This is a genomic window from Wolbachia endosymbiont (group A) of Opomyza germinationis (genome assembly GCF_964264765.1).
Classification (GTDB): Bacteria; Pseudomonadota; Alphaproteobacteria; order Rickettsiales; family Anaplasmataceae; genus Wolbachia; species Wolbachia pipientis.
This window is the reverse complement of the sequence record NZ_OZ183482.1, coordinates 25,115-52,079: the sequence shown is the minus strand read 5'-3', so window position 1 is coordinate 52,079 and position 26,965 is coordinate 25,115. Positions and strand designations below refer to the sequence as shown.

Here is a 26,965-nt window from a genome sequence, read left to right as displayed (position 1 = left end):
ATTTCAAAAAGTAAATAATTTACTAACGCTCGTGCACAAATTAAAAATAAATTATGCACGAGTGTAGCGTTATGAATTAGGAGTGCTATATTAAAGCTTACCTCACTATTAAAGCTATCGGTCAGATTAGATTAAAAACCTAATCTGACCGGTTTCTCTATAACCCTCTAAACTCTGATATAATTATATGATAATTAGTTTAATTAGTGGTTAATATGCAAATTGATTTTATTCATATATTGAGATAGCATAAACCATATTGGTTTTAATTATTGTGCAACTTTATAAATCGTCACTGTTACTTCTACTGACTGTATTAATAGTTATAGTCCTAAAATTACCTGAAAATTTGAGCATTGCAGTAAATTGGTCTCTCCCAATTCTAGATTTTGATTTATCTTTTCGTACCATACTAATATCTTTTTTATCAGTTGCATTTTTAGCTGTTCTACCAGCACAAAATTTGACTTTTTCAGAGATGCTATCTTTTGCTGCTTACACTATTAGTTCACTTTATGCAGTTTTATCTGAACATATGATATTGGTTATAATATTCTGTGAATTAATGACCATCAGTGCATTTTTTATTATCGCAGCTAGCTGTAGAGATAGTGGACCTGCAATAAGGTACGCTTGTGTACACTTTTTCGTTGGAGTTATATTAATAGCAGGATTGGCACTTCAAAGCACTAACCTGATAATTTTGGGTTTATTGATAAACTGCGCTTGTTTTCCTTTTTCATTTTGGGTTGTTGATGCATATCCTGCTGCATCGCTACATGGCACCACATATCTCTCTTTATTTACCACTAAAGTCTCTTTTTTAGTGATGCTTTTACACACTTATAACCTATGGCAAGATTGTACTGAAATATTAGCGCTTGTAGGCGCCATCACTGCAATTTACAGCATTATATTTGCTTCTCTTGAGCAAAATATTCGCAGATTTTTATGCTATAACGTTGTAGGACAAATGGGCTTGCTGATTATTGCAGGAAGTTTGCTCAGTCCTTCGGAAAAAGCAATACCAATTTTGATACTGCATATAATCTTCTCTCTTGTTTATCAATCATTATTGTTTGTGGTCAGTAATTCGATTATTTCACAAACAAAAACAATTAGTTTTAATGGAGTGGGTAAACTGATGTCAGTGGAAGGCATGTGTGCTATAATCGCAATACTTACAATGGCTGCATTTCCTGGAACCGTTGGATTTATCAGTAAATCATATATCACAGCTGAAATTGAAATGAACACTGTTGCCTTAAAAGGGTATAAAAATTTATATAAGCTTCTAAATTTGCTGCTTCATTTAAGCGTGGGGCTAAAGTTTCTTTATTACTTATTTATTGCAAAAAGTAAGTCAAAACCTTTAGCAGAGAGAGGAAGCAAAATGACTATGATTATTTTAGCATTTATATGCGTAATCGCTGGCAATCCTTACTTACCTATTTACAATAAACCTTCGATTTTCGATTTTGTGTACAACACAAAAAATATTTGGTCGCAATTTAATTTATTACTATGTACCACTTTATTGTTTATTCCTTTACGCAAGTTATTTTACCCGAGAGTAAATTTTAAAATGGATGTTGATTGGATTTTTAGAGCTTTCATACCCTATATTATCTTGCTGTTCAATCAGTTAGTCTCTAAAACTAGAGAAATGTTTGCCAGCGTAGTGCAAAACTTGACTAATCCACTTGTTGGTTTATACTTTAATAATATTACTAAACTTAAAGAAGTGCTGAGTTATAACTCAGTGAGTTTTGTTTCAGCTTCTTCTCTCTTTTTAATGAGTATTCTACTAATGCTATTATGTTTAAATCGTTAACTGAAAGTTTAAATTCTGTATTTAGTAAACTGAGAGGAAAGTCAATCATTTCTGAAGATGATTTTAATCTTGCCATGCGTGAAATACGCATAGCCTTAATTGAAGCTGACGTTTCACTTGAAGTTGCAAAAAAATTCATCAACGACATTAAAGATAAAGTGATTGGGGAAAAAGTCATAAAAAGTGTTTCTCCAGCACAAATGATAATTAAAATTGTACAGGATAATTTAGTTGCAGTTCTCGGATCAGAGAAAAGTGACTTAAATCTAGCAGTTAAACCCCCTGCTGTGATTATGATGGTGGGCTTACAAGGTGCAGGTAAAACAACTACCTCAGGAAAGCTTGCTTTAAAACTAAAAAAGCAAAAGAAAAAAGTGATGCTTGCCTCTTTAGACATTTATAGGCCTGCTGCCCAGAAACAACTTGAAGTGCTAGGTAAACAAATAGATGTGCAAACTTTACCTGTAGTAATAGATGAGAAGCCCATTACAATTACAAAAAGGGCAATAGCAATAGCAAAGAACGATAATTATGATGTATTAATACTAGACACTGCAGGCAGGCTTCATATTGACAATAATATGATGAATGAGTTGAAAGCCGTAAAGGAAATAGCTTCACCTGCAGAAGTTATTTTAGTAGCCGACGCAATGATAGGCCAGGATGCGGTCAACATTGCCAAATCATTCAATGAGGTAATAGGTGTAACCGGCATTATTCTCACCCGTGTTGATGGTGATGCACGTGGTGGTGCTGCTCTTTCTATGAAAATGATCGCCGATTGTCCAATTAAATTTATTGCTTGTGGTGAAAAATTAAGTGACCTCGATGATTTTTATCCCGATAGAATTGCAAAAAGGATACTTAGCATGGGTGATGTTGTCTCATTGGTTGAAAAAGCTGCTGAGATTGTTGGTCAGGAAGAAATTGATAAGTTACAAAAGAAAGTGAAAAAAGGTAAATTCGACCTAAACGACCTAGTGGGAATGTTAAAAACTCTGAGTAAAATGGATGGCATTAGCAACATAATGAAATTCATTCCTAGTTCATTTACAAAAAAGCTAAGTAGCAGTGTGCCAGATGACAATAAAGTGAAAAAATATATAGCCATCATAAACTCAATGACTGAAAAAGAAAGGCAAAATCCAGATATTTTAAATGGCAAAAGAAGACTTAGAATTTCTAAGGGGTCCGGAACAACTGTAACTGACATTAATCTTCTAATTAAGCAGTATAATCAAATGAGCTCTATGGTAAATAAGTTCAGTAAAGTTGACCATAGTAAACTCAAAGAATCTGATTTGATGGATATGCTAAGCAGAAAGTAAGTCAGCAGGTAGTGGAATGAGACAAATCATCAGTAAACCTTTAGCTATATCAAAAGCGGCTTAGGTCTCGCAAAAAAATTTACAGCTTCTTGCTAGCCAAGAAATTTATTATTAATTTTAAGAAATACTATAGCTGACCCAAGCAACACGTCATACCGCCGCGGTATCTCTAGATCCCGCTAACACGTAGCGGGATGACGAGGCTTACCTTATCGGATTGTTTCAACACGTCATACCGCGATTCATTCGCGGTATCTCATCCGCTAACAAGCAGCGGGATACTATCTACACCGTCATACCGCGATTCATTCGCGGTATCTCATCCGCTAACAAGAGATCCCGCTAACAAGCAGCGGGATGACGAGTTACTATACCGCTGCGAACCGTCATACCGCCGCGGTATCTCTAGATCCCGCTAACACGTAGCGGGATGACGAGGCTTACCTTATCGGATTGTTTCAACACGTCATACCGCGATTCATTCGCGGTATCTCATCCGCTAACAAGAGATCCCGCTAACAAGCAGCGGGATGACGAGTTACTATACCGCTGCGAACCGTCATACCGCCGCGGTATCTCTAGATCCCGCTAACACGTAGCGGGATGACGAGGCTTACCTTATCGGATTGTTTCAACACGTCATACCGCGATTCATTCGCGGTATCTCATCCGCTAACAAGCAGCGGGATGACGAGTTACTATACCGCTGCGAACCGTCATACCGCCGTGGTATCTCTAGATCCCGCTAACACGTAGCGGGATGACGAGGCTTACCTTATCGGATTGTTTCAACACGTCATACCGCGATTCATTCGCGGTATCTCAGCCGCTAACAAGAGATCCCGCTAACAAGCAGCGGGATGACGAGTTACTATACCGCTGCGAACCGTCATACCGCCGTGGTATCTCTAGATCCCGCTAACACGTAGCGGGATGACGAGGCTTACCTTATCGGATTGTTTCAACACGTCATACCGCGATTCATTCGCGGTATCTCATCCGCTAACAAGCAGCGGGATGACGAGTTACTATACCGCTGCGAACCGTCATACCGCCGCGGTATCTCTAGATCCCGCTAACACGTAGCGGGATGACGAGGCTTACCTTATCGGATTGTTTCAACACGTCATACCGCGATTCATTCGCGGTATCTCATCCGCTAACAAGAGATCCCGCTAACAAGCAGCGGGATGACGAGTTACTATACCGCTGCGAACCGTCATACCGCCGTGGTATCTCTAGATCCCGCTAACACGTAGTGGGATGACGATTGTCAGGGTAGCTGTCATCCCAGTAGCCTCTTTCTCTTGTCATCCTAGTGCCCTGACTACTTGGATCCAGGAAAAAGAATGGTGTCATGAAAGTAGCTGACACTGGTCTCCATCCAAAAGGGTGTCATCCGAGTAGCTTGACTACTTGGATCCAGGAAACTTAATTGCAAGTAATGCATTGGGTTTGGTGAGTATGGGTTTTGCGTTATAGAATGAAGCACTTTTTGTGAATTTGTAAAGAAAACTGGATCCAAGTAGTCAGGGCACTGGGATGACATCATCCTTTTTTTTGGATTCCAGACTGGAATGACAGCAGTCCTACGTCATACCGCGATTCATTCGCGGTATCTCTAGATCCCGCTAACAAGCAGCGGGATGACGGTTGTCGTTTAGCTATAAATATTTAAGAAATTTACTAAACAGAAAAAAAGGCAAAAGAAGCCCCGTAGTTGGCTAATTACTTACATTATACTTTCAAGTATGGCGTTTTTTTATTCTAAACGCTTAATAACCGCGACTCAGCTGCTTTTAAATGCAACTAACCTTAGCTATAAATGTTTAAGAAATTTACTAAACAGAAAAAAAGGCAAAAGAAACCCTAGGGTAGCTAGTTATTCACTATCCATTTTTTAAGTTGGCGTTTTTTTATGTTTTAAACGCTTTATAAGCGCGTTTCAGCTTATGTAGGTAGAAGTTTGATAAAGACATAAGGTGCACATAGTGCAAAAAATTAAACATGAGACGCCAGATACGTGAGTTTTTTTGTCATTTAATCTGTACAGAGAAGATAAATAAATAGCTTCAGCTTCATGATAAGGGGGCTGGCGGAGTTTGTCAAGTAAGTTTTTTCGTTTCTATTGTAATGACAGTTATGGCCTGTGCAAGAAATCTATTGATTTACAGCAGGTTCTTTGTTACAGTCCACAGTTATGCAAAGAAACTTAAAGCCTCATGAGTTTATTTACAGCCAGTGGTTTACATAATTTGGAGCTGTATAGCTGAGTATTGTATATGATAATATTGATAACAAACGATGATGGCTTTGGAAGTGAAGGAATAAAATTACTCAAAGAGGTTGCACGGAATTTTGCGTCAGAAATATGGATAGTGGCACCAGATACTGATAGAAGCGGAGCTGCAAGATCTCTTGATTATCCAGTGAAACAATCTATTGGAATAAAACAACATAGTGAAAGGGAATTTAGTGTGTCTGGTACTCCTGCAGATTGTGTCATTATTGCGCTAAATAAAGTTATGAATAAAAAACCAGACTTAATATTGTCCGGAGTAAATATTGGATCAAATGTCGGGGACGATATTTGTTATTCAGGAACAATTGGTGCTGTAATGGAAGGTGCTGCAAGGTCTATACCTTCTATTGCGCTGAGCCAAGTTTATCATGATAAAATAGACTGGCACAATACAAAGGTTTTTGCACCAAAGGTTATTGCCAAGCTAGTTAAGGTTGGTTGGCCTAAAAACATAGTGATGAGTGTAAATTTTCCTGCTACGGAAAAAGTAAAAGGAGTAGAATTTGCTGAACAAGGTGAATATAACATTGATGGGGATTTAACTTTTACTGAAAATTCGAATGGCTCTTTTAGCTTAAATTGGTCTCGAGAGCACTCAGGCAGTGGTAGTATAAATAAAATAAAAGAAGGATTTATTACTATTACACCGGTAAAATTAGATTTTACAGATTATGATACTTTGAATACTATGAAAAATTCTTGTGCAGACGAATTTTCTTCTATAGCTGACTGAGAAAAACATTTGCATTGCTCCTAATAGATATTTTCTATTGTGTTATCGCGAGCAATTATTTTTTCTTCACCTGTATCCATGTTTTTAATCTTTAAAGTTTTACTACTCAATTCTTCATCGCCAAAGATTAAAGCAGCTTTAGCATTTGCTTGATTTGCTTTTTTCATTCGGGTTCTGAGCGTTCCGCTATATTCATAGATTACATATAAACCATTTCTGCGCAATTCATTTGCAAGTGTTAAAGCATGTTTTTCAGCCTCTCTACCGATTGGAATTAGGTAAATAGGTCGCTCTTCTTTCGGAGAATAATTGATTAACTCCATTATGCGCTCAATACCCCCTGCAAATCCTATTGCTGGAGTGTGTTTTCCACCTACTGAAGATACTAAATTATCGTATCTTCCACCGGCAAAAACTGCCCCTTGTGCACCTAAATCCTCTGTAACAAACTCAAACACTGTGTGGCAATAATAATCCAAACCTCGAACTAGTTTATTGTTTACGGTATAAGGTATATCAAGAATTGTTAATCCATTTAGTATTTGTTCAAAGAAATCTGAGGACTCTTTCGTATAATAATTGCTGATTTTAGGCGCATCAGAAATTATTGATTTATCTTTCTCATCCTTGGAATCCAGTATTCTGAGTGGATTTTTGATCAACCTATTTTTGCTATCTTCTGATAGATCATTTTGATACTTTGTAAAGTATAAGATCAAAGCTTCTCTATATTTAGTTATTGTTTCACCATCACCTAAAGAGTTGATTTCCAGCTTTACATTTTTATTGATGCCAAATTCAGTTAGTAAGTGCTGAGCGAGTGATATCAATTCAATATCAGCTTTTGGATCTTCTATGCCAAAAACCTCAAAATTTATCTGATGAAATTGCCTTTGTCTTCCCTTTTGCGGTCTTTCATAGCGAAATGCAGGTCCTGTTGAGAATAATTTTATCGGTGTTTGCAGTTTTTTTTCAATGAGTAGCCTGACAATCGCTGCAGTGAACTCAGGACGTAAAGTTATGCTCTTTCCCCCTTTATCATTGAAGCTATACATCTCTTTAGTGATGATGTCTGAGCTATCACCTAAGGTTTTTGTAAAAACCTCCGTGCACTCAAATATTGGAGTTTGGGCGGGCAAAAAGCCGTATAAACTTGAGATTCTGTTTGCTGTTTGCTCTATGTATTTAAACTTGTACCATTCATCAAACAGGAGATCTTTTGTTCCTCTAACCGTTTGATTAGTCATAGTGTGGTCTCTATACCTGCAATCTCTGGTATGTGGTAGCTCAGCATATTTTGCACTCCTTGCTTTAAAGTAATTGCAGCACTTGGGCATCCAGAGCAAGCTCCTTGCAACTCAACATAAACTATTCCATCTTTATAGCCACGAAATTTGATATCGCCACCATCTTGAGCAACTGCAGGTTTGATATGACTTTCCATCAATTCTTTTATTCTATTTACAATTTCTATATCATTTTTATCAAAAAATTCTTCATCTGGATCATTCACTTCTTCTTTATCTAGTGCTTTTCCACCAGAAGTAAAGTGATTCATGATTGTAGTTAAAACTTCTACTTTTAATATATCCCAATTAATTCCATCCAATTTTGTTACTGAAATAAAATCATGACCGAAAAATACTCTTACCACATGCTCTATTTGAAAAAGATTTGCTGCTAGTTTAGAATTTTTTATCTCATTCGCATTTGAAAAATCAGCAGTTTCTCCTTCGTTTAAAATTTCAAATCCAGGAAGGAATTTTAGCGTATTTGGGTTTGGTGTTTCTTCAATCTGGATGAACATGTTATTTACCATGACAATTATAATTGTTACTATTTAATCATAAAATGATAAAAAAATATACATGTCATTCATCTTTTTTCTTTTTTTAGTATTCATAGTAATTACATTTGTCTTGCCTAGCGTTGTTATATTTTTTCTTTTCCTGACAAAAAAAAATAATATGAGTTTCATGATGAACTCTATATTGAGTAAGTTTTTGAACGAATTTAGTAGCAGTAGAAGTTATACTGAAAATTACACTGGTGATAACATGTCCAAGGATGAAGCATTAAAGATACTGGGGCTGAATCCTGAGGCAAGTCAAAATGAAATCAATAAAGCATATCAAAATTTAATGAAATTAGTTCACCCAGATAAGGGAGGCTCGGAATATTTTGCGCAAAAGCTAAATGCGGCACGTGATAAATTGTTAAAAAAGTGATCTTAAAAAAAGTTTTCGTTTAACGAATTTCTTCCTTTGCTTTTTCTAAATACTCCAATATTGCTTCATGTAGTGCAGTCCATGTTATCTGTTCTTCCAGGGAAGGTATAAATTCTTGTCTCCAAGCATTCTTAAACTCCTGAAACCACTGTTTTTCAAAACCCTGAAATTCTAAAGAAATATCTACTTTAAAGCTATCAATTAAACTGGAAACTTCTGCAGCTTTAGAGCTATCTAGTGATTTTAAAGATAACACTCCACTCTTTAAAATCTCTAACTCTTCCAATACATTAAGCTTAAATGGTTTATAGAGTGAAGACCATATGCGATATCTTAAATAAGAATCATAGTATAACTTAATTTTGTACATTAAAGTGGTAGATGCATCAGGAGAAATGTTATTCTCATATTGTGCAAGAGAAGATAATAAATTCTCATAATCTACTTTGCTTAAACATGGTTGTAGAGTCGATTTAATTTTTTCACTAAAGGTTAGATAACTAGAAGAAATGCCATGACTATATTCACTAAAGAATTCAGGAAATATATCTGCTTGTTCTAGTTTAAGAGGTAGATCTTTTCTAATTTCTCTTGGTAAATTATGTATTGAAAACTGATAAATAACCCATACAAAATTCTCATCAAACTCATCTGAGTAATCAGCATTATTATCAGGAAAAATTACATTACCTTTCTTATCATTCCAAGGTTCTATCTTATAGAAAAATCTGTTCAGCCTTTGTTTTAATTTCAAAATACCTTCATTTCTATCACCTGCTTTATACAATGTTTTGCCCATTTTGTGTTTAGCATCTTTAGGGTTTATTCTGTCACTTATGTGCAATCCAATTTCATTTTTCTCTAATAACTCCCAATCAAACAATTTGTGTGGATCTGGTTTACGCATTGTATAGCCAAGCTCTGGATCATACACTATAGTTCCTATTTCAGAATGACTAAATATCATATCCCTTTTAATTTTAAAACGCTCCATAAGGTATAAAATCAGCTCTTTAACAGATCTCATTTGCTCTTCCGGAAAAGGCTCAAGTCCTGTGTTTACAATTTCAATACCTACAGAATAGTTGTTAAGCTTCCGTAACTCTTCAAGCTTACTATCTACCTTAACTCTTGCATAACTAATACCAGCATGCCATGCTTCTTTCTCTAATGGAACCATTAAGGTGATGCTGCCATCCCTATCGACAATAAAATGAACTGACAATCCTCTAGCATTCAGCGTATCTTTTGTACCTTTTAGTGTTGATGTTTCAGTATGGTGAACTATAACCATTAACACTTTTTTACCTGCCCTATCACCATAATTTAAAGCTGAAGCTGGATCTAAAAATAACAAATCCTGATCTTTCAATAATGGTAATTTTTCTTGTAAATCTTGAAAATCATTCTCGATATTGCTTGAACTGGATACTTGCCCAGATATGAGAAATGCTGAGACAGTAATCAGTAAAACTAATAAATATTTGTTGACTTTAGATAGTTGGATTTTCATACCATCTTCATAAACACTTTGTAGATAATTTTTCATTATATAGTTAGAATAGGGTTGTTGAATAAATTTACAAGACAAAATCATACTAGTCTGGTAGTAGTAACATGTTCAGAGATGGAGCATTTAAAGTGCTAGGAATAGATTCTGGAGCGAACCAAAATGAAATCAATAAAGCATATCAAAATTTAATGAAATTAGTTCACCCAGATAAAGGAGGCTCGGAATATTTTGCACAAAAATTAAACGCAGCACGTGACAGGTTGCTGAAGAGGTAATTAATATTGCTTTAAAGTTTTTATTTGTGCGTAAAGGATAAGTTGCTACAATAAAAAAATAAGATAAAAGTAGCAATGGACATGTGTTCAGAAAGGTTTAAGTTATGCAGGAAGATAACAAAAAAGAAACAATAAAAGAAGAAAAAGGCATATTAGGATGGATAGAATATAGATTGCCTATATTTTCTTTTCTAAGACACACTGCTTCTTACCAAGTGCCAAAAAACTTAAATTATGCTTGGAACTTTGGCTCTTTGGCTGGTATAGCGCTGATTTTACAAATAATAACAGGTATATTTCTTGCTATGCACTACACTCCGCATGTTGATTATGCGTTTAATAGTGTAGAGCGCATAATGCGAGATGTGAATTACGGGTGGTTAATACGCTACACTCACGCTGTTGGAGCATCGCTCTTCTTTATGGTAGTCTATGTTCATATAATGCGTGGATTATATTACGGATCTTATAAAAGACCGAGAGAGATGGTGTGGTTTATTGGAATATTTATATTTTTTGCAATGATGGCAACTGCCTTTATGGGATATGTATTGCCTTGGGGACAAATGAGTTTCTGGGGTGCAACAGTTATAACCAACTTATTTTCTGCTATACCTTTAATTGGCAATAAAATAGTTATATGGTTATGGGGTGGTTTTTCAGTGGATAACCCAACACTTAACCGTTTTTTCGCTCTGCATTATCTTCTGCCTTTTGTTATTATTGCTTTAGCTATGCTTCATGTGATAGCTCTGCATAGGTTTGGCTCTGGTAACCCAAGTGGAGTGGAGGTAAAATCAGATAAGGATACCATCCCTCTCTATCCTTATTATATAGTCAAGGATTGCATAACTTTTGGTCTGTTTTTTGTAGTTTTGTTCGCATTTGTTTTCTATGCTCCCAATTATCTTGGGCATCCAGACAATTATATAGAAGCTGATTCTATGGTCACTCCGGTACATATAGTGCCAGAGTGGTATTTTTTACCTTTTTATGCAATGCTACGTTCAATTCCAGATAAACTTACTGGTGTGCTTACCATGTTTGCGTCTATTTTAGTGTGGTTTTTGTTACCTTGGCTTGATAAATCAAAAGTTAAAAGTGGTGCTTATCGCCCGGTGTTTAAGAAATTTTTTTGGGTTTTTGCAATAAATTTTGTACTTCTTGCCTGGCTTGGAGGACAAGAGGTAAAAGAGCCTTACATCACTATGAGTAGGCTATCTACTCTTTATTACTTTGCATACTTTGTGATAGTTTTACCACTGCTTAGTAAGTATGAAAAGCCAAAAGAACCACCAAAAACCTTAAGTGATTCTGTGCCGGAGATGAGGTGATGTCAATTCAAAGCAGATCTCTTACAAAATTCTCTTTCATCCCAGAGCTCTCTTCTGTCATCCCAGAGCCCTCTTTTGTCATCCCAGTGCTTGACACTGGGATCCAGAAAAAAAATAAATGGATTCCAGCATCATGTACACAATTGTATGAACGTTGTATACAACACACAGTGTCATTCCACTATCTTCCGTTGTCATCCCAGTGCTTGACACTGGGATCCAGGTATAAAAATACTTACAAATCATGCAATGGACAACAGATTCTAGGAGTGCATGATAACCATAATGTCAGTGATGAAATAAGCTGGATTCCAGTGTCAGCTACTTGCATGACATCAATTCGAAATTTACTAAAACAGTGGTTATGCATGGGATCTAATGTATTTGCAATCTTCTGCATGTTATTTCTATCTAGTCTTATATCTGCAGAAGAATTTAAATCATCACCAAATAAGAAAATAGACTGGAAATTTGATGGAATTGTCGGATCTTTCGATAGAGAGTCAATTCAGCGTGGCTATAAAGTGTATAAAGAAGTCTGTGCTGCTTGTCATTCAATGAATAGGGTAGCATTTCGTAATTTGCAAGATGTCGGTTTTTCTGAAGAAGATGTAAAACAAATAGCAGCTTCTTATCAAGTTAAAGATGGTCCGAATGATTTGGGTGAAATGTTTGACAGACCTGGAGTACCTTCGGATTATTTTATTGCGCCTTTTGATACAAAAGAAGCAGCTGCAGCAAGCAACAATGGTGCAGTCCCACCAGACTTATCATTAATTATTAAAGCAAGGCATGATGGTGCAAATTATGTCTATTCATTGTTAACAGGCTATCAAAACGGCGAACACGATGAAAATGATTTATATTTTAATTCGTATTTTCCAACAGGCAGATTAGCTATGGCGCCACCACTTTCTGAAGGAATGGTGGAATATGATGGTGCAAGGCAAGCCACAGTTGAAAATATGGCGTATGATGTGATAAATTTTTTACAATGGGCAGCAGAGCCAGAATTAGAGCGCCGGCATAAACTTGGATTAAAAGTAGTGGCGTATTTTATAATTTTAACAGTGTTTTTTGTATTAACTAACAACAAAGTTTGGAGCAAGCTCTATAAAAAGAAGTGATAGTCAATTTTGCCTCAAGCACAATGGTTGTCATCCAAGTAGCTAACACTGGTTCCTTTATGACGGTGTCATCCGAGTAGCTGACACTGGGATGGCTTTGTCGCATCGTACCTTATACGGTAATAATTTACGATAAATTCATGTAGCCATTTCGAATTTAGCCATACCAATGTCAGTAAATTTATTAAGCAAACAGCACTTAATGAGCAGTTCTTTTTCACGATTTATAGCTCTTTTCATAGAAGTCCGGATGTGATAAGGATAGATAATGATAAGGAGGTTGAATGCCAGCAGCATATAGTTATGATTTAAGAAAAAAAGCAATGGAGGCGCTAGACGAAGGAGAAAGCAGAGAAGCAGTGGCAGCAAGATTTAAGATTGGACGAACTACTTTATGGGAGTGGCAGCACTGTAGGCTTGACCATAAATTATGTTAAGATAGAAAATGACTATTTTAGATAGAGCTTGATGTAATGCAGTGCGATACAAAATAACGGTAGAATATAATGGTAGTAATTTCTCTGGTTGGCAAAAACAGCAACACTCTGCTAACTCAATCCAGGAGAAGATAGAAAATGCTATATTTAATTTTAGTGGTGAGAAAGTTACTTTGTACTGTGGTGGCAGGACTGATGCAGGAGTTCATGCTTTAGGACAAGTTGCTCATTTTGATATGGAAAAGGAATTTGAGCTTTATAGAATAAGGAATGCAATAAACTATCATTTAAAATCAATTCCTATAGTCGTGCTTAATGCAGAAGTTGTAGATGATGCTTTTCACGCACGGTTTTCAGCAAAAAAAAGATATTACGAATATAGAATAGTTAATCGCTATGCTCCTGCCGCTCTGGAGACGGGTTATGTATGGCAAGTGTTTAGCCCACTTGATGTAAATATTATGCGTGAAGCTGCTAAACATCTACTTGGAAAACATGACCTTTCAAGTTTCCGTTCAAAAGATTGTCAAGCCGCAAATCCGATAAGAACAATTGATGATATCGATATAATACAAAATGGGAATCATATACACATCAAAATATCTGCTATTTCCTTTTTACATAACCAAGTGAGGATTATTGTGGGTACTTTAGTTGAATTTGGAAAAAATAGAACCAATCCGCAAGAAATGCTAAATATATTAAACCAATGCAAAAGAAGTGCCGCTGGAGTTACTGCACCACCTTTTGGCTTATATTTGGTAAAGATAGATTACTAATTTAATAAAAGCTAGTGAAATAAGTGCCATACCGCCACGGTATCTCCAGATTCCGCTAACAAGCAGCGAGATGACGAGTTTAAGTTCTCATTGGCATTACTACATATAATGCACTTGAATCGTCTTCATCAGTGATAATTGTAGCACTATTACCATCGGCTAAGCTAAACTTACATTTATTTTTTATGCAGGATAGAACATCAAGTAAATAACGCGAGTTGAACCCTATTTCTATAGGGGCTTCATTGTAGTCCACTTCTATGGATTCAGTTGCATCACTGCACTCTTGGGAGTTTGAATGCAGAGTTAGCAGCTTTTCTTGTAGTGAGAATTTAATAGATTTTACTTTATCAGATACAACAACGGAAACTCGATCTATAACGTCTGAAAGTTTTTTACTTTCAATAATCATATGCTTATCTTGAGATGCTGGAATAACTGCTTTATAATTTGGAAAAGTTCCATCTATTAATTTTGATATTAGAATATATTCACCGCATGTAAACTTGATTTTTCTGTCTGAGAGTTTTACTTTAATTTCATTACAATCGTCCAATATTTTTAACAGCTCCATAACAGTTTTACGTGGAATGATCACACCAAATTCGCCATTGATGTTCCCAGGCTTTGGCCTCTTTATACATGATAAACGATGGCCATCAGTTGCAACGCAGTACAGAAATTGCTCATCTGTATGTAGATATATTCCATTTAAATTATACCTTGTATCATCTAGTGATACAGCAAATTTTGTTTTAGTTAATAAGTCTATCAGGTCTGTATTTAGTAGAGTAAAATCATGTTTATAATTGTCTTCTTCAAGAGCAGGAAAGCTGCTTGAAACTACATTCGGTAAAGAAAAGTTTGCATTTCCGCAAGACATCAATAATTTTCCTTGGTTGTTTACTTCAAAATTGACATCCAAATCAGCGGGTAACTTCTTCACTATGTCATGTAAAGTATGCGCTGAAATTTTTACTTCTCCTTCTGTTAATACGGTTGCAGCAAGTGAGGCAAACATTGAAATGTCAAGATCAGTTGCCATTAATTTTATGCTGCCGTGTTGTGCTTTGATATTTATACACGCCAAAACATCTATTGCATTACGCCTTTCAACCACTCCACTTACTCTGGATAATGTATTTAAAAGACTTGTGCGGCTCACGCTAAAACGCATCTGCTCGCACACAGAATTTTGCTTTTTGATTTCTGTATCTACACCTGCAACCTCTGACATTGCTAACTCTCAAAAATATATTTTAAATGATATCCACATCCCATATAAAGTAAAGTGCTATTTATATTTCCATTGAAAGAGTAGTCTAGTTTATACTATAGCTGGGTATTCTGTTACAATAATTTACTTTGTATGGCATAAATCATGCATTTTTTGATACGCTTTTTGAAAACCAAGTAGGGAATAAGTATCATCAATGGTCACTGTTTTTGTTTTTCCATTAACTACCATTGATAATCCCTGCTTCATTTTTAGAATGAGATCTTGATCTATTTTTGTATGCTCTGCCCACGCAAAACTTCCCTGTATTATGGGCAGTGTATATTTAATTTTTTTGTCGATATTGAGAGCTACAGGCTCCTTATCATACTGAAAACCAGAGGTAACGCTTACCTCATCTGCTTTTTTATCAACATAACTAACCATTACATACGGCTTGCGATTGGTTGTATAATATTCGCTTTTTTTTTTAGGATAGGATACAATATAACATACTTTCTCTCCATCTTCCAATGCAGTATACACGAGCCAATCTTTATATTTTTCCTTCAATTGTACATCACTAACCGATGCAAAAGCGCCTATCGAAAAAAATATTAGAAATATAAAAAAACTACGCATGCAAACCAAATTTCAAACTTTCAGATTGTATATATTGTTTTACCTTAGCCATCGCCTGCTCAGCCAACTGCCTTATTCTTTCTCTTGAAACACAATATTTTTTACTAAGTTCATCCAGAGTTTGAATGTTTTCAGACAAATATCTACTGATAAAAATGTCTCTTGCCCTTTCGTTGAGACTCGCTAGTGCATTGTTTAAAATTGTTTCTTTTAATTCTTTTTCTTCATGATTCTGATAGGTTACTTCTTGACTGACCAAGTTACATGGGATCATATCTTGCAACTCCCTTTTAGAGTCATCACCTATTTTTATGCAATCGTTTAGCGACTGATCCTTACAAGCCATACGGTAATTCATCTGCAGAACGTCTCCTTCGGATACAGAAAGCTCATTAGATATTGCTTTTATTTCTTCATTATTTAAAGTTTCCCTGTTTGTATACTGTAAAATTCTTTTTTTTATTTTACGTAAACTAAAAAACAATCTTCTTTGTGCTTGCGTTGTGCCTATTTTCACAAACGACCAAGATTTCAATATAAAGTCTTTTATTGAAGCTTCAATCCACCACACTGCATAAGTTGAAAAACGAAACCCTAAATCAGGATTAAACTTTTTCACTGCGTGCATTAAACCCATATTTCCTTCCATAACCAGGTCCATCAACAATAGCCCATAATTTTTGAATTTCATTGCAATTTTCACTACCAAATTCAAATGGCTGGTAATCAATTTATGAGCAGAAGAAACATCCTTATATTGGTTCCAATTTTTTGCTAATCGTACCTCTTCCTCTTGAGACAGCATAGGAAATTTTTGCACCCTAGCAATATATTGCATGAGATTGGTTCTACTATCGACACATAAGTTTGCCATTGAGGTCAACATAACAACTTAAATCAAAACTTCATGCATATAATATATTGATTTTCCAGCAAAAATTCAAGCTTTGATTTGAAAAAAGTACAAATTTTCCATCTAATTTCTTGGAGACAGTAGGCCGCAGTGTTAGCTAATTGGATAACATTATGTAACCTTAGATGATATTCTACCAGTACAATGGTAAACGTTATAGCTTAAACACATAGCAAATAGTGTTATTCCAGTGCCTTGACACTGGAATCCACATTTCTTTTTTCTAGATCCCAGTGTCATGCCACTTAGATGGCAAGAAAAAACTCACTGGGATAACAAGACTGAGATAGACTAGAAATTAAACGCTACTCCAGCTTCTGCACCAACAGTGCTGTAAAGAACTTTGTATGCGCCTGCATCAGTAACCTGTCTGGTTGAATCTTTAGGATCTGTTTTTTTTCCATCAAAATTAGCACCATAAGAACCGAAATAACGAGCTCCAGCATAAAGTTTGACTTCTGGAGTTACATCATAACTAACACCAGCTTTTACTTGACCAGCAAAACCAAATTTACTTTTTTGATCATTCACAGCGGGTTCCAAAGGAGTGCTAATATACGCTGCACCAACACCAACACCAATGTATGGAGTGATAGGCATATCTTCAATTGCTATATCGTAATACACGTTCACTAATCCTGAAATTGCTGTTACACTGTCTGCAATAGTATTTGCTGGGTCAAATGTTACATCTTTAACATCATTTTTGTTTAGGTATGAATAAACTCCTTCAACATCAACCCTGATGTCGTCCATTTTGTAACCAAATGCACCACCACCAGCTATAAAAGATGGTTTTAATGGACTGTAATCACTCTTGTCTTTCTTATAGGTAATACCATCAACTTTTGTGAAAAGAGGTAAAAATTCACCGTTGTATTGCAAACGAACGTAGTAGCTAGTTTCTTCATCACTTATTGGACCAACAGGATCTGAAAAAGCAGAGTTTGATAAACTTAGCAACGTTGCTAAAGCGGCTGCTGAAAAAAACTTTTTATAATGCATAATTGTCCTCGTAAAAAAATTAAAATTCCACTTTAGCAGTCTAAGTAACAACTAAAGTTAAGTCAAGTGCTAACTTAATAACACAAAATATTCTACATTTTAACTAATTTTTAGGAGAAGACAAAGATTTTATTAATGAATAAATACGACTTTTGATTTTTTGGTATAGCTAACACAGGTAAGATTTACTATCGAAAGACCTCGTCATTCCGCTGCTTGTTAGCGGATGAGAAATCCACAACTGTACGAACATTGCAATTTGGGCCTACCAGGAGGGCAATGCCTCTTATCCAAGTACCATCTTCTTGTCATCCCAGTCTGGGATCCAGGAATTTTATTAAGTTGGTAAGCATAAAAGTAGCCGTTTTATGTTAAAACACAATGTTCTTGATGAGATTACGGCAAGGCTGGATTCCAGACTGGAATGACATCGTTTACTATGTGCCATATTGCAATGTTTGTACAGTTGTGGAATGAATCACGGTATGACGTAGGGCTATGCTAGTATAGGTACATTATATGAAGAAGTACTAGCGTTGGGAATATTAGAAAAAAAATACTTACACTAAAAGAAACTTCAGTAGTAAATTCAAAAAGGAAGTTTAAACCCAGATGGTAAACCCATCATACCTGCAAGATCAGAAGTTGCATTCGCCATATCTTCTTCTGCTTTTTTAACGGCATCATTAAACGCTGCTGTTACTAAATCCTCTACTATATCTTTTTCCTCATTTCTCATAAGTTCTAAGTCTATGTTCACCTTTTTAGCTTTATAGCTACCTATTTTTATGACTTCCACTAATACAGAAACTTTGCCACCACCAGAAATACCTTGAAACTCTTTTCCAACATATTTTTCTTGAGCTTCTGCAAGCTTTTTTTGCATCTCTTGCGCTTGTTTCATTATTTGACTAAAATCCACAACTTACTCCTTATTTTCTATATTAACTACTTTTGCACCTTTAAACGTGTCAAGGATATCCTTAACTGCAGGTGCATAATTTAAATTACTCACTTCCCTGTTTATATAACCTGTATCAACTGCAACAACCCACTCTTGCTGAGTCACCTGGTTTAAGTAATTTTTTAAATCATTGCAAAAATTACTATCCAACTTAGATACAGCTTTTAATTTTAAATATCCAGGTTTACAATCTATTAATTGTAGATTATTACACAGTTGTTTGTAAAGATAAATTTGGTTACTTCGCCTTAATAGTTGCAAAATCTTATCAAAATCGTAATTTTGTTGTTTATTTTCCACATGGATCCCAGTGTCACGCACTGGGATGACAGAGTGGGGTTGTTGTTTACTTTCCACATATTTTTTTGGATCCGAGTAGTCAGCTACTTGGATGACAGAGGGGGAAGGTGCAACAGGTCTGCCCTGTCTATTTCCTTGCTCTACATTCTGCGAAAGAACTTTTTTGATCACCTGTTCCGGAGAAGGCAGATCAGAAAGATAACAGAGGCTAATTAACATCATTTCAGCAGCAACATCGTTGCATGTTGAAGTTTTTATATCTTGAATACCTTTAAGCAACATCTTCCACAATCTCGAAAAAAATATTAAAGATCTCTTTATACTTAAATCTTTTATCCTATTCTTTTCATGCTCTGTAACTGCATTATCAATCTCTTTTGTAATCAAAAAACGGCATACTAACTGAATTGTTTGCAATAGACCTTCAAAAATACTAAGTGGGTTTGCTGTTTTTACCGCCTTGTCAAACACTGATAGAGCTTTCTGTAAATCACCTTCTAATATTGCCCCTAATAGATCGAATATAATATCTTTATCCACTAGGCCAAGTATGTCTGTCACATTTTTAGTGGATATTGCACCATCTTTGCTATATAGCACTGCTTGATTCATCAAAAACAAGGCGTTACGCATTGAATTTCCAGAGTGTCGTGCAATTAATTCTAATGCTCCCTTTTCAATGGAATAACTCTCTTTTTGTGCAACATCATTTAAACGTTCCACTATTTTAGCTACAGGAATGTTGTGTAAATCAAATCTTTGACAACGTGCAATAATAGTTATTGGTATCTTTTTTATTTCCGTAGTTGCTAAAATGAACTTTACACTAGATGGTGGCTCTTCTAGGGTTTTAAGTAATGCGTTAAATGCACTGCTAGATAGCATGTGTACTTCATCTATAATGTAGACTTTGAATTTAGAGCTTATAGGTGAATAGCAAATATCTCCCAGGATTACTTTAATATCGTCAATGCTAGTGTGACTTGCTGCATCGATTTCAATTACATCTGGATGGCTTGAATTTTTTATTGCTAGACAATTTTCACATGATCCGCAAGGTTCAAAAATTGGCCCCAGGGAACAATTCAAACATAAAGCTATTATCCTTGCAGTGGTGGTTTTACCAACTCCACTACTACCAGAGAGCAGTATAGATTGTGGGATTTTGTTTAAAATAAAAGCATTTTCTAATACACGCACTAATATATCTTGACCTACTAGATCTTTGAAGCTACTAGGACGATGTTTTAATGCTATATTCATAGCCTCGGATAAAACAAATAATGAAATAGGCATGCAACCCAAAAAGGTTCTGATATGGCTGCTTCATTTCTGATCTGACCAAATTACAGAGTTTTTGCCTGCATACCTTATAAAATATTATACTTTTTTTTTTATTTAGCAAGGTATATCCTATATTAGCTCTATAATTTGATATGTTAAATTTTTTACAGTGCTATTTTGAAGTAAACAAAAAGTTAGTTGTCATGCAAGTCACTACAAGATTGTCACTCCAATGTTTATTTATGTCATTTCAGCGCTTATTTATGTCATCCCAGTGCCTAGGCATACAGCTGTATGAATGTTGTGATATAAGAGCAATTTTTACCGAAAAGGATGTCATCCCAGTGCTTGACTACTTGGATCCAGAAAACTTAACTGTAAATGAGCGCACTAGGCAATTGTATAACAAGAACTGGATTCCAGTGTCAGCTACTTGCATGACACTACCTGCTACGCAAACTTCTGTGGACTACAAAGAAAGTTCGTACAGTTGTAGGTCAAGCCATAGAGTAACAAAAAAAGGATATTGGTATAACAAAAGAGGAACATTATGATTTTATATCATTTTCCTCTTTGTCCATTTTCACGAAAAGTTAGAGCTTTTCTAAAAGAAAAAAAATTAGGCTGTGATCTAGTGTATGAAAATCCGTGGGAAAAGCGGAATGAATTTATGGAGATCAATCCAACCGGGCAAGTACCAGTGTTAATAGATAATAACTTTGTAATAGCGGATAGTAATGCCATTTGTGAATATATAGAAGAGACTTACAATAGCGACGTCAAATTACTTGGTTCATCCACTATTATTAAGTCTAAAATACGCGCTCTAATCAATTGGTTCGATAACAAATTTTACAATGAAGTTACTAAGTATATTATGAATGAAAAAGTAATTACTAACCGCAGCCCTGACTCTAGATTTCTTCATGCAGCTCAGCATAACCTGCCTTGCCATATGGAATACACCGAACACTTAATTAACAAGAACGTTTGGCTTGCAACTGATAAGTTCACTTTAGCTGATATTACTTTAGCATCGCATATTTCCGTAATGGATTATGTAAGTAGTTTTCCATGGGAAAAAAGTAAAATTTTAAAAGAATGGTACTCCATTGTTAAATCAAAGCCTTGTTTTCGTGAGATATTATTAGAGAGGATTTCTGGTTTAATCCCTCCTAAACATTATGCTGACCTTGATTTTTAACTTATGTTAGCTTTAAAGCTACAGTCATTCCTTCATCAGTTGGAATCAATATAGAGAAATATTTTTTTTCATCTGATAATCTATTATTAAACTCCCTCATGGCATGCCATGATTTTTCTGATACTTCTTTTGGAGGCGATTCTAAAAATACTGTGTTAAACAGTAGAGTGTTATCTGCAACGATTAGCCCATCTTGTTTAATGTATGACTCTGCCCAATCTAAATACTTAGGATAACTACTTTTGTCAGCATCAATAAATATCATGTCAAATGGTGCTTTTGCTGATAATTCATTAATTTTTTCCAGTGCATCGCCTTCTATTAGAGTAATTTTATCACTTAGATTAAAAGCACTAAAATTTTTTTTTGCTATTCTTGAGTGTTGAGGATTATTTTCTATTGTATATATATGACCGTCTTTTAGTAGAGCTTTTGCCATGCAAATCGACGAGTAACCGTATAACGTGCCAGTCTCAACAATACTTTTGATTTTTTGGATTTTTATAAATAAACTTAATAGCTTTCCTTCTTCAGGGCCAATTTGAATATGTTGCTTTTTTTCAAGAATACAATATTCTTCTATTTTTTTATATTCTTTTGCAAATAGATTTCTTATGTATGACAATTTTATACTAAAATTATTACGCATATATTATAAATTAGGGAGACTTAATTCATACACAATTTATAAATATAATAATATAGTTTAAAATAATAAAAACATTTATTTTAAGTTATTATTTCATAGTATAAAATTTTAAGTGACAAAAATTATTATATATCGTACTATAGTTAACTAGTATAATAAACAGTCGATTATTATGCTAGAATTAAAGGGATTGTTTATGCGCATTTCTCTTTTTAAAATATAATTTTTATAATCAATTAGAGGGGGTTATATGTCTTATACTATTGCTGGTGAAGTTGAAACGTTAAACAAAAAATCTAACAAGAATGAAGGGGTTATGTTACTACATAATCCAGCTTATCGTGAAAAGTATAAAGAACGTTTTGATGAAGCTCAGAGAAAAGTTATGGATATGGTTCAGTTTTATGATGGGACAATAGTATTAATAGAGAATAAAATCGCTATGTATTACTACACTTGGCACAGTAAAAAAAGAGAGTTTGAGCGTAAAAAACAACAAACAGTAGTGAAAAACAATGACTCAGCATAGAGTCTTTTATATGGTAAGCTACAGTGGTATTACTTCACTATAGCTTTTCCATATAATTTATCTATCACATTAGTGAAATATTTCAGCTCTTTATACCCTCCATGTTTAACTTTATTATGCTCTATATATGATTTATCATCGTTAAGCTTGATGAAAAATATTGGAGTGGCTGTGATACCAAGTTTATTAATTGCCAGTGATTTATCATTTACGATTTTATCCATTATTTTCTTATCATTAATGCATTGGTTAAATGCATCTTGCTTTAAGTTGCTTAGTGCAGCAATTCTTTGTAGTAAAGTCAAATCACTTAAATTGTAGTAATTCCACGAATCTATTGAGTTAAAAACAGCTTTGTTAAAATTAAAGTAGTCTTCTTGTTTTTCGTAGCAATGACTTAGCATTGCAGCCTTTAGCCCTCTGTAATCCAAAGGAAAATGACGAAATATATATAACATCTTACCTGTGTCTATATATTTCTCTTTAATTTTAGAAAAAACATTCCTATGAAAAAGAGAGCAGTGATAACAAGTTAATGAAGCATATTCTATCATTAGAATTGGTGCTTTTGGATCTCCTAATAATTTATCATTAGGTAATGGCGATAATAGCTCATTTGATGTTATTTCATTGGGTTTTTTTTGAATGTATTGGTTATCGGATAAATCTTGCTTAACAACTGCATAAGAATTAACACTTATGAAAATTAATAAAAACAATAGTCTAAAAATCATTACAATATAAACACTTAACTTACTAAAAAAAATTATACATTTATATTAATAATGTCAAGATAACTTTTGTTTAGCAAGGCTTTCAGCCCTATCTTTAAATGCAGCAATTATTTTACTTTGTGTATACTTATATACTGAGTTTAATAAAGTGGAAAATGAGTTGGACTTAAACTTAAACTCTATATAAAACTTTACCATAGTTTTATTTTCATCTATGGGAATGAATTGCCATTCATTGTATAGATGTTTAAATATTCCATTTGATGATACAGCTTTTATCCAACCTTCATTTGTTCCACTTGGAGAAAGAGAAGTAACTTCTGATGTATATCTACCTTTAATTCCATGAAAAGCTGCGAGGAGATCCACAACCATTTGGTTGTTAATTTTTTCTTTTATATAAACGGCTTTGCACCAAGGAACAAAATCAGGATACCTTTCAACATCAATTACAATTTGGAATACTTCATTAGGCAAACATAGGAAAACACCCTGTTCTTTGTATTGATGAAGCATAAATGTTAAACCAATCAAAATAGGATCCGTATCTACCGTCAGCCTTAGTAGATTCCTGAGACTAAAGTTAAGGTGGGCATCGCGTATCAATTTCAACGAAATTAACAGAGGCAATTCCCTTGACTAGAAATTATCGCTCGGGAAATTTAACTTAACTCATAACGCATAGAACAGACCCTTAATTAATTGTAGATGATTTATACAAGGTGTGTCTATAGATATATTAAAGCTAGCGATTATTATTTAATCTTTATTAAACTTTGCATTCTAAGTATCATAGCTAATAAATATATCTTATGAACATTACTAAAGTTTTAACTATCATTGTTTTTATTGTAATTTCTTCAAGTGCTTACACTAATTGTACAGATCACAAAATTTTTGTGCATACTATGAAGCAACAAGTGGATGGTATATCTACAAAGGAGAATAAAAAAAACCGGGAATGTGTGCAAAAAAAGCTTCAGGAGGTCATTCAAAACAATGTTAACCTCAAAGGAATATCGCAATTCGTCATAGGAAAACATTGGGCTTTAGTTAAACAAAAAGAAAAAGAAGATTTTTTAAGAGAGTATGAAGTGTATCTTACGCGTTTGTGCGTTAAAATTTTATATAAATACATGCATGATAGTGAAATGATCATAATGAGTACAAAAGCAGTTGACGATGAAACTTGCTTAATTGGTACAAGATTTTCTTACGGTGATGAAGAATTTACAAATATTGATTTTAAAGTTACTAAAAATAACAGTTCTTTCTTGATAAGTGATGTTGTAATGAGTGGAATAAGTATTGCTATTAATCAACGTTATCAATTTAGTGAAAAAATCGACACGCATGGCATAGCAAGCGTTATAGCTGAATTAAAATGCAATAACAATCCATGATATATATGCCTCATTGGCCTAAGCCACTTGGTAGCAGGCCGAATGATTTTTCTCTTGATCGCATAAAAGGCTTTCTTAGCAAACTAGATAACCCCGAGAAAAAAGTGCCTCCCGTAATTCATATAGCTGGAACTAATGGGAAAGGCTCAACACTAGCATTTATAAGATATATAATGCAAGCAGCAGGGTATAAGGTACACGCATACACTTCTCCACATTTAGTGAGTTTTAATGAGAGGATAGTGATAGCCGGCAGCTATATCGACGATAATGAATTATATAGCTTATTAGAAGAATGTCGTGCAGTAATTGCAGAACAACCTATCACTCTGTTTGAAGCTGCAACTATTGCAGCTTTTTTAGCTTTTTCTCGTCATAAAGCCGATATAACTTTAGTTGAAGTGGGTATGGGTGGAAGGCTTGATGCAACAAATGTTATAGATAATCCGATTTTAACAATAATTACTTCCATTGCACTTGATCATACGGAATATCTTGGCCCTACTGTAGAAATTATAGCAGGTGAAAAGGCTGGAATAATGAAACCTAATGTTCCTTGCGTAATAGCACCGCAAGAAAAATCTATAGTGAACACGCTAGAACACCACGCAATAAATAAGAAATCTCCCTTGTATAGAGGAGGTCTTGAATGGAATTGCAAAAAAAAGAACAACAAAATGGTTTTTCAATCAGCTATTCAATCAATAGAATTTCCTTTGCCATCTTTAAAGGGTGATCATCAGGTGATTAATGCAGGCAATGCTATTGCAGCATGTAGTATTTTAAGTGGAAAGTATGAATTTGATATTGGAGAAGAGGATATCACTTCAGGTTTACAGTGCACTTATTGGCCTGCACGGCTAGAGTCTATAAAAGAAGGTAATTTAATTTTCCTACTACCGAAAGATTGGCAATTATTTTTAGATGGTGCACACAATAATGATGGTGCTAGAGTACTATCTCAGTGGGTAAAAGATAATTTTGCTGAAGGTATTTATATGGTTTTTGGTGTTACTAGTAACAGAAATGTGGAAGAGTTCTTAGAGCACTTAAAGCCATATATCAAGCTACTATGTGCGGTTTGTGTTAAGTCTGAACCTAAAGCAACAAATACAAATTTGATTAGGGAAAAAGCCAATAACATAGGAATAAAAGCAGTTGAATGTGAATCAATTGGCGGTGCAATATCAAATCACATATTAAAAGCCTCTACCCAAAACGTCAAAACCATACTAATCTGTGGCTCATTGTTCCTAGCTAGAGACTTCGCTATGGAGAATAGCTAACTTTGATGATATTAACTGATCGATGGGGAAATAACTTTGATTGCTCATAGTACTGCTTGGCTTTTCGTTATCGACTTCTATAAACTGATCATCACCTTTAAATTGCTCCTCAATTGAATTTATAGCTGTCTTTTTGAGAATATAATTACTTGCAGCATTTAAAATAGGTGAAGTAACAATTAAAAGCGTGAATGGTAATGAAAGTAATAAGCCGGATAACATCATAGAGTTAGTTATACCAAAGCCGTTGGCAACTAAATCTAATCCCATACCGAAAAACATTAAAGATGTACAGATTGTGTTGCTCAAAATAACTGAATTTTTTAGCCACTTTAATTTAGTCCTATCACTCTTTGAAAAATTTTCGCATTCTTGGTCAAAGTTAAACAATAATAAAATATTAGTCTGATGATTAAACTCTTTCCCATTTCTAGTATAAATGCTCTTAACAGCTAGATTTAAAATAGATCCTGCTAACAAGGGAGCAAGAAAATCTACTGCTATTGGTACATTAGAAGAAATACCATTAATTATTAAAAATGCAATTGATGTGAAGGATACTAAAAGAACTCCTAAGAGATTTGAATAAGAAGAATATTTTACATAAGCAGTTACATTATTGTTAATTGACTGCTGCTTATTATAGAGTTTATTTCTGCACTTATCATCTAAGTATTTTTGCAATTCTTCATAACTGCGACTCCACAACTTACCGCGTAATTCTTTTATTAAATTATTTCTTTTATTGAGACCTTTCTCCAATGGCTCTATTATAAATTCTTCAAAAAATGGCTTATTTAATGCAATAACCTTAAATTTCTCCTCCGCTTCTTTATTGTTTGGGTTTTTATCTGAGTGATATTTTAACGATAATTTACGGTATTGTTGACTAAGCTTTTTCTTAATATTCTTAATGTCAGAATTTACCACATCCTCCTTTTGAATA

25 protein-coding genes, 2 other RNA genes and 2 pseudogenes are annotated in these 26,965 nt (G+C 34.6%); 14 read left to right on the top strand and 15 right to left on the bottom strand.

All coding sequences use genetic code 11. The annotated features are described in order from the left end of the window. Positions 1 to 274 precede the first annotated feature (274 nt). The 3 genes from ACFEL3_RS00245 (at position 275) to surE (ending at position 6,197) form a co-directional block, all read left to right on the top strand. A complete protein-coding gene (locus ACFEL3_RS00245; RefSeq protein WP_038228212.1) occupies positions 275 to 1,834 on the top strand; it encodes a proton-conducting transporter membrane subunit in 1,560 nt (519 codons plus the stop codon). Continuing rightward, positions 1,819 to 3,162, top strand: a complete 1,344-nt coding sequence (gene ffh, locus ACFEL3_RS00240) for a signal recognition particle protein (RefSeq protein ID WP_095742798.1) — start codon at positions 1,819 to 1,821, stop codon at positions 3,160 to 3,162. The genes ACFEL3_RS00245 and ffh overlap by 16 nt, the downstream gene beginning before the upstream one ends. Before the next feature lie 2,282 nt (positions 3,163 to 5,444). Next, positions 5,445 to 6,197, top strand: coding sequence for a 5'/3'-nucleotidase SurE (gene surE, locus ACFEL3_RS00235; RefSeq protein ID WP_010081939.1), 753 nt, complete (start codon positions 5,445 to 5,447; stop codon positions 6,195 to 6,197). Between the two features lie 20 nt (positions 6,198 to 6,217). On the opposite strand, the gene hisS is transcribed toward surE, so the two are convergent. After that, complete coding sequence (gene hisS, locus ACFEL3_RS00230) at positions 6,218 to 7,444, bottom strand: histidine--tRNA ligase (RefSeq protein WP_010963026.1); 1,227 nt, start codon at positions 7,442 to 7,444, stop codon at positions 6,218 to 6,220. After that, positions 7,441 to 8,004 carry a NifU family protein gene (locus tag ACFEL3_RS00225; RefSeq protein WP_022626407.1) on the bottom strand — a complete coding sequence of 188 codons (564 nt, stop codon included), beginning with the start codon at positions 8,002 to 8,004 and terminating at the stop codon, positions 7,441 to 7,443. Before ACFEL3_RS00225 ends, hisS begins: the two co-directional genes overlap by 4 nt. 172 nt (positions 8,005 to 8,176) lie before the next feature. Between ACFEL3_RS00225 and ACFEL3_RS00220 the strand changes: the two genes are divergently transcribed. Next, complete coding sequence (locus ACFEL3_RS00220) at positions 8,177 to 8,425, top strand: J domain-containing protein (protein WP_022626406.1); 249 nt, start codon at positions 8,177 to 8,179, stop codon at positions 8,423 to 8,425. Positions 8,426 to 8,444: 19 nt separating this feature from the next. Here the strand turns inward: ACFEL3_RS00220 and ACFEL3_RS00215 are convergent, their stop codons facing one another. Beyond that, positions 8,445 to 9,974, bottom strand: coding sequence for an N-acetylmuramoyl-L-alanine amidase (locus tag ACFEL3_RS00215; RefSeq protein ID WP_223823148.1), 1,530 nt, complete (start codon positions 9,972 to 9,974; stop codon positions 8,445 to 8,447). A gap of 68 nt (positions 9,975 to 10,042) precedes the next feature. On the opposite strand from ACFEL3_RS00215, the gene ACFEL3_RS00210 reads away from it, so the two are divergent. The 5 genes and pseudogenes from ACFEL3_RS00210 (at position 10,043) to truA (ending at position 13,890) form a co-directional block, all read left to right on the top strand. Beyond that, positions 10,043 to 10,213 carry a J domain-containing protein gene (locus ACFEL3_RS00210; protein ID WP_010082675.1) on the top strand — a complete coding sequence of 57 codons (171 nt, stop codon included), beginning with the start codon at positions 10,043 to 10,045 and terminating at the stop codon, positions 10,211 to 10,213. Positions 10,214 to 10,317: 104 nt separating this feature from the next. Further along, on the top strand, positions 10,318 to 11,547 hold the full coding sequence (locus ACFEL3_RS00205) for a cytochrome b (RefSeq protein WP_006280242.1): 1,230 nt from the start codon (positions 10,318 to 10,320) through the stop codon (positions 11,545 to 11,547). A 368-nt stretch (positions 11,548 to 11,915) separates the two neighbouring features. Continuing rightward, positions 11,916 to 12,674, top strand: a complete 759-nt coding sequence (locus ACFEL3_RS00200) for a cytochrome c1 (protein WP_010963022.1) — start codon at positions 11,916 to 11,918, stop codon at positions 12,672 to 12,674. A 284-nt stretch (positions 12,675 to 12,958) separates the two neighbouring features. After that, a pseudogene (locus ACFEL3_RS00195) lies at positions 12,959 to 13,081 on the top strand (IS630 transposase-related protein); the annotation flags it as partial. A 71-nt stretch (positions 13,082 to 13,152) separates the two neighbouring features. Continuing rightward, entirely contained in the window at positions 13,153 to 13,890 is a 738-nt protein-coding gene (gene truA / locus ACFEL3_RS00190; protein WP_010963021.1) for a tRNA pseudouridine(38-40) synthase TruA, read from the top strand. Between the two features lie 79 nt (positions 13,891 to 13,969). Here truA and dnaN read toward each other — a convergent pair whose 3' ends face one another. The 7 genes from dnaN to ffs all read right to left on the bottom strand — a co-directional run bounded on the left by dnaN (position 13,970) and on the right by ffs (position 20,304). After that, positions 13,970 to 15,127: a DNA polymerase III subunit beta gene (gene dnaN, locus ACFEL3_RS00185; RefSeq protein WP_038199350.1), complete on the bottom strand. Its 1,158-nt coding sequence runs from the start codon at positions 15,125 to 15,127 to the stop codon at positions 13,970 to 13,972. A gap of 123 nt (positions 15,128 to 15,250) precedes the next feature. Continuing rightward, entirely contained in the window at positions 15,251 to 15,748 is a 498-nt protein-coding gene (locus tag ACFEL3_RS00180; RefSeq protein ID WP_006279310.1) for an invasion associated locus B family protein, read from the bottom strand. Continuing rightward, a complete protein-coding gene (locus ACFEL3_RS00175; RefSeq protein WP_010963019.1) occupies positions 15,741 to 16,634 on the bottom strand; it encodes an RNA polymerase factor sigma-32 in 894 nt (297 codons plus the stop codon). The genes ACFEL3_RS00180 and ACFEL3_RS00175 overlap by 8 nt, the downstream gene beginning before the upstream one ends. Before the next feature lie 318 nt (positions 16,635 to 16,952). After that, on the bottom strand, positions 16,953 to 17,666 hold the full coding sequence (locus ACFEL3_RS00170; RefSeq protein WP_138264894.1) for a P44/Msp2 family outer membrane protein: 714 nt from the start codon (positions 17,664 to 17,666) through the stop codon (positions 16,953 to 16,955). A 589-nt stretch (positions 17,667 to 18,255) separates the two neighbouring features. Then, positions 18,256 to 18,588 carry a YbaB/EbfC family nucleoid-associated protein gene (locus ACFEL3_RS00165; protein WP_010963017.1) on the bottom strand — a complete coding sequence of 111 codons (333 nt, stop codon included), beginning with the start codon at positions 18,586 to 18,588 and terminating at the stop codon, positions 18,256 to 18,258. 3 nt (positions 18,589 to 18,591) lie between these two features. Continuing rightward, positions 18,592 to 20,193 carry a DNA polymerase III subunit gamma/tau gene (gene dnaX / locus ACFEL3_RS00160; RefSeq protein WP_010963016.1) on the bottom strand — a complete coding sequence of 534 codons (1,602 nt, stop codon included), beginning with the start codon at positions 20,191 to 20,193 and terminating at the stop codon, positions 18,592 to 18,594. Between the two features lie 21 nt (positions 20,194 to 20,214). Next, an RNA gene (gene ffs / locus ACFEL3_RS00155) (signal recognition particle sRNA small type) lies at positions 20,215 to 20,304 on the bottom strand. A gap of 236 nt (positions 20,305 to 20,540) precedes the next feature. Here ffs and ACFEL3_RS00150 point away from each other — a divergent pair. Both ACFEL3_RS00150 and ACFEL3_RS00145 read left to right on the top strand, forming a co-directional pair. After that, positions 20,541 to 20,657 (top strand): annotated as a pseudogene (locus ACFEL3_RS00150) (WPE palindromic element domain-containing protein); the annotation flags it as partial. 107 nt (positions 20,658 to 20,764) lie between these two features. Next, positions 20,765 to 21,418: a glutathione S-transferase family protein gene (locus tag ACFEL3_RS00145; RefSeq protein WP_010081992.1), complete on the top strand. Its 654-nt coding sequence runs from the start codon at positions 20,765 to 20,767 to the stop codon at positions 21,416 to 21,418. Between the two features lies 1 nt (position 21,419). Here ACFEL3_RS00145 and ACFEL3_RS00140 read toward each other — a convergent pair whose 3' ends face one another. Beyond that, on the bottom strand, positions 21,420 to 22,067 hold the full coding sequence (locus tag ACFEL3_RS00140; protein WP_265039594.1) for an O-methyltransferase: 648 nt from the start codon (positions 22,065 to 22,067) through the stop codon (positions 21,420 to 21,422). 250 nt (positions 22,068 to 22,317) lie between these two features. Between ACFEL3_RS00140 and ACFEL3_RS00135 the strand changes: the two genes are divergently transcribed. Continuing rightward, a complete protein-coding gene (locus ACFEL3_RS00135; RefSeq protein ID WP_006279425.1) occupies positions 22,318 to 22,596 on the top strand; it encodes a DUF2671 domain-containing protein in 279 nt (92 codons plus the stop codon). Positions 22,597 to 22,625: 29 nt separating this feature from the next. Here ACFEL3_RS00135 and ACFEL3_RS00130 read toward each other — a convergent pair whose 3' ends face one another. The 3 genes from ACFEL3_RS00130 to ssrS form a co-directional block, all read right to left on the bottom strand. Next, positions 22,626 to 23,330: a DsbA family protein gene (locus tag ACFEL3_RS00130; RefSeq protein ID WP_375316761.1), complete on the bottom strand. Its 705-nt coding sequence runs from the start codon at positions 23,328 to 23,330 to the stop codon at positions 22,626 to 22,628. Positions 23,331 to 23,384: 54 nt separating this feature from the next. After that, complete coding sequence (locus ACFEL3_RS00125; RefSeq protein WP_010963012.1) at positions 23,385 to 23,846, bottom strand: type II toxin-antitoxin system RatA family toxin; 462 nt, start codon at positions 23,844 to 23,846, stop codon at positions 23,385 to 23,387. Positions 23,847 to 23,865: 19 nt separating this feature from the next. Further along, a non-coding RNA gene (gene ssrS / locus ACFEL3_RS00120) (6S RNA) lies at positions 23,866 to 24,026 on the bottom strand. 116 nt (positions 24,027 to 24,142) lie between these two features. Between ssrS and ACFEL3_RS00115 the strand changes: the two genes are divergently transcribed. Together ACFEL3_RS00115 and ACFEL3_RS00110 are read left to right on the top strand one after the other, a co-directional pair. Further along, on the top strand, positions 24,143 to 24,733 hold the full coding sequence (locus ACFEL3_RS00115) for a phospholipid-binding protein MlaC (protein ID WP_010963011.1): 591 nt from the start codon (positions 24,143 to 24,145) through the stop codon (positions 24,731 to 24,733). Next, positions 24,730 to 26,019 carry a bifunctional folylpolyglutamate synthase/dihydrofolate synthase gene (locus ACFEL3_RS00110; protein WP_265039593.1) on the top strand — a complete coding sequence of 430 codons (1,290 nt, stop codon included), beginning with the start codon at positions 24,730 to 24,732 and terminating at the stop codon, positions 26,017 to 26,019. The genes ACFEL3_RS00115 and ACFEL3_RS00110 overlap by 4 nt, the downstream gene beginning before the upstream one ends. On the opposite strand, the gene ACFEL3_RS00105 is transcribed toward ACFEL3_RS00110, so the two are convergent. Further along, positions 25,987 to 26,949 (bottom strand): J domain-containing protein, encoded by a 963-nt coding sequence (locus ACFEL3_RS00105; protein WP_010963009.1) that lies wholly within the window; start codon positions 26,947 to 26,949, stop codon positions 25,987 to 25,989. The genes ACFEL3_RS00110 and ACFEL3_RS00105 overlap by 33 nt on opposite strands. Positions 26,950 to 26,965: the final 16 nt, after the last annotated feature.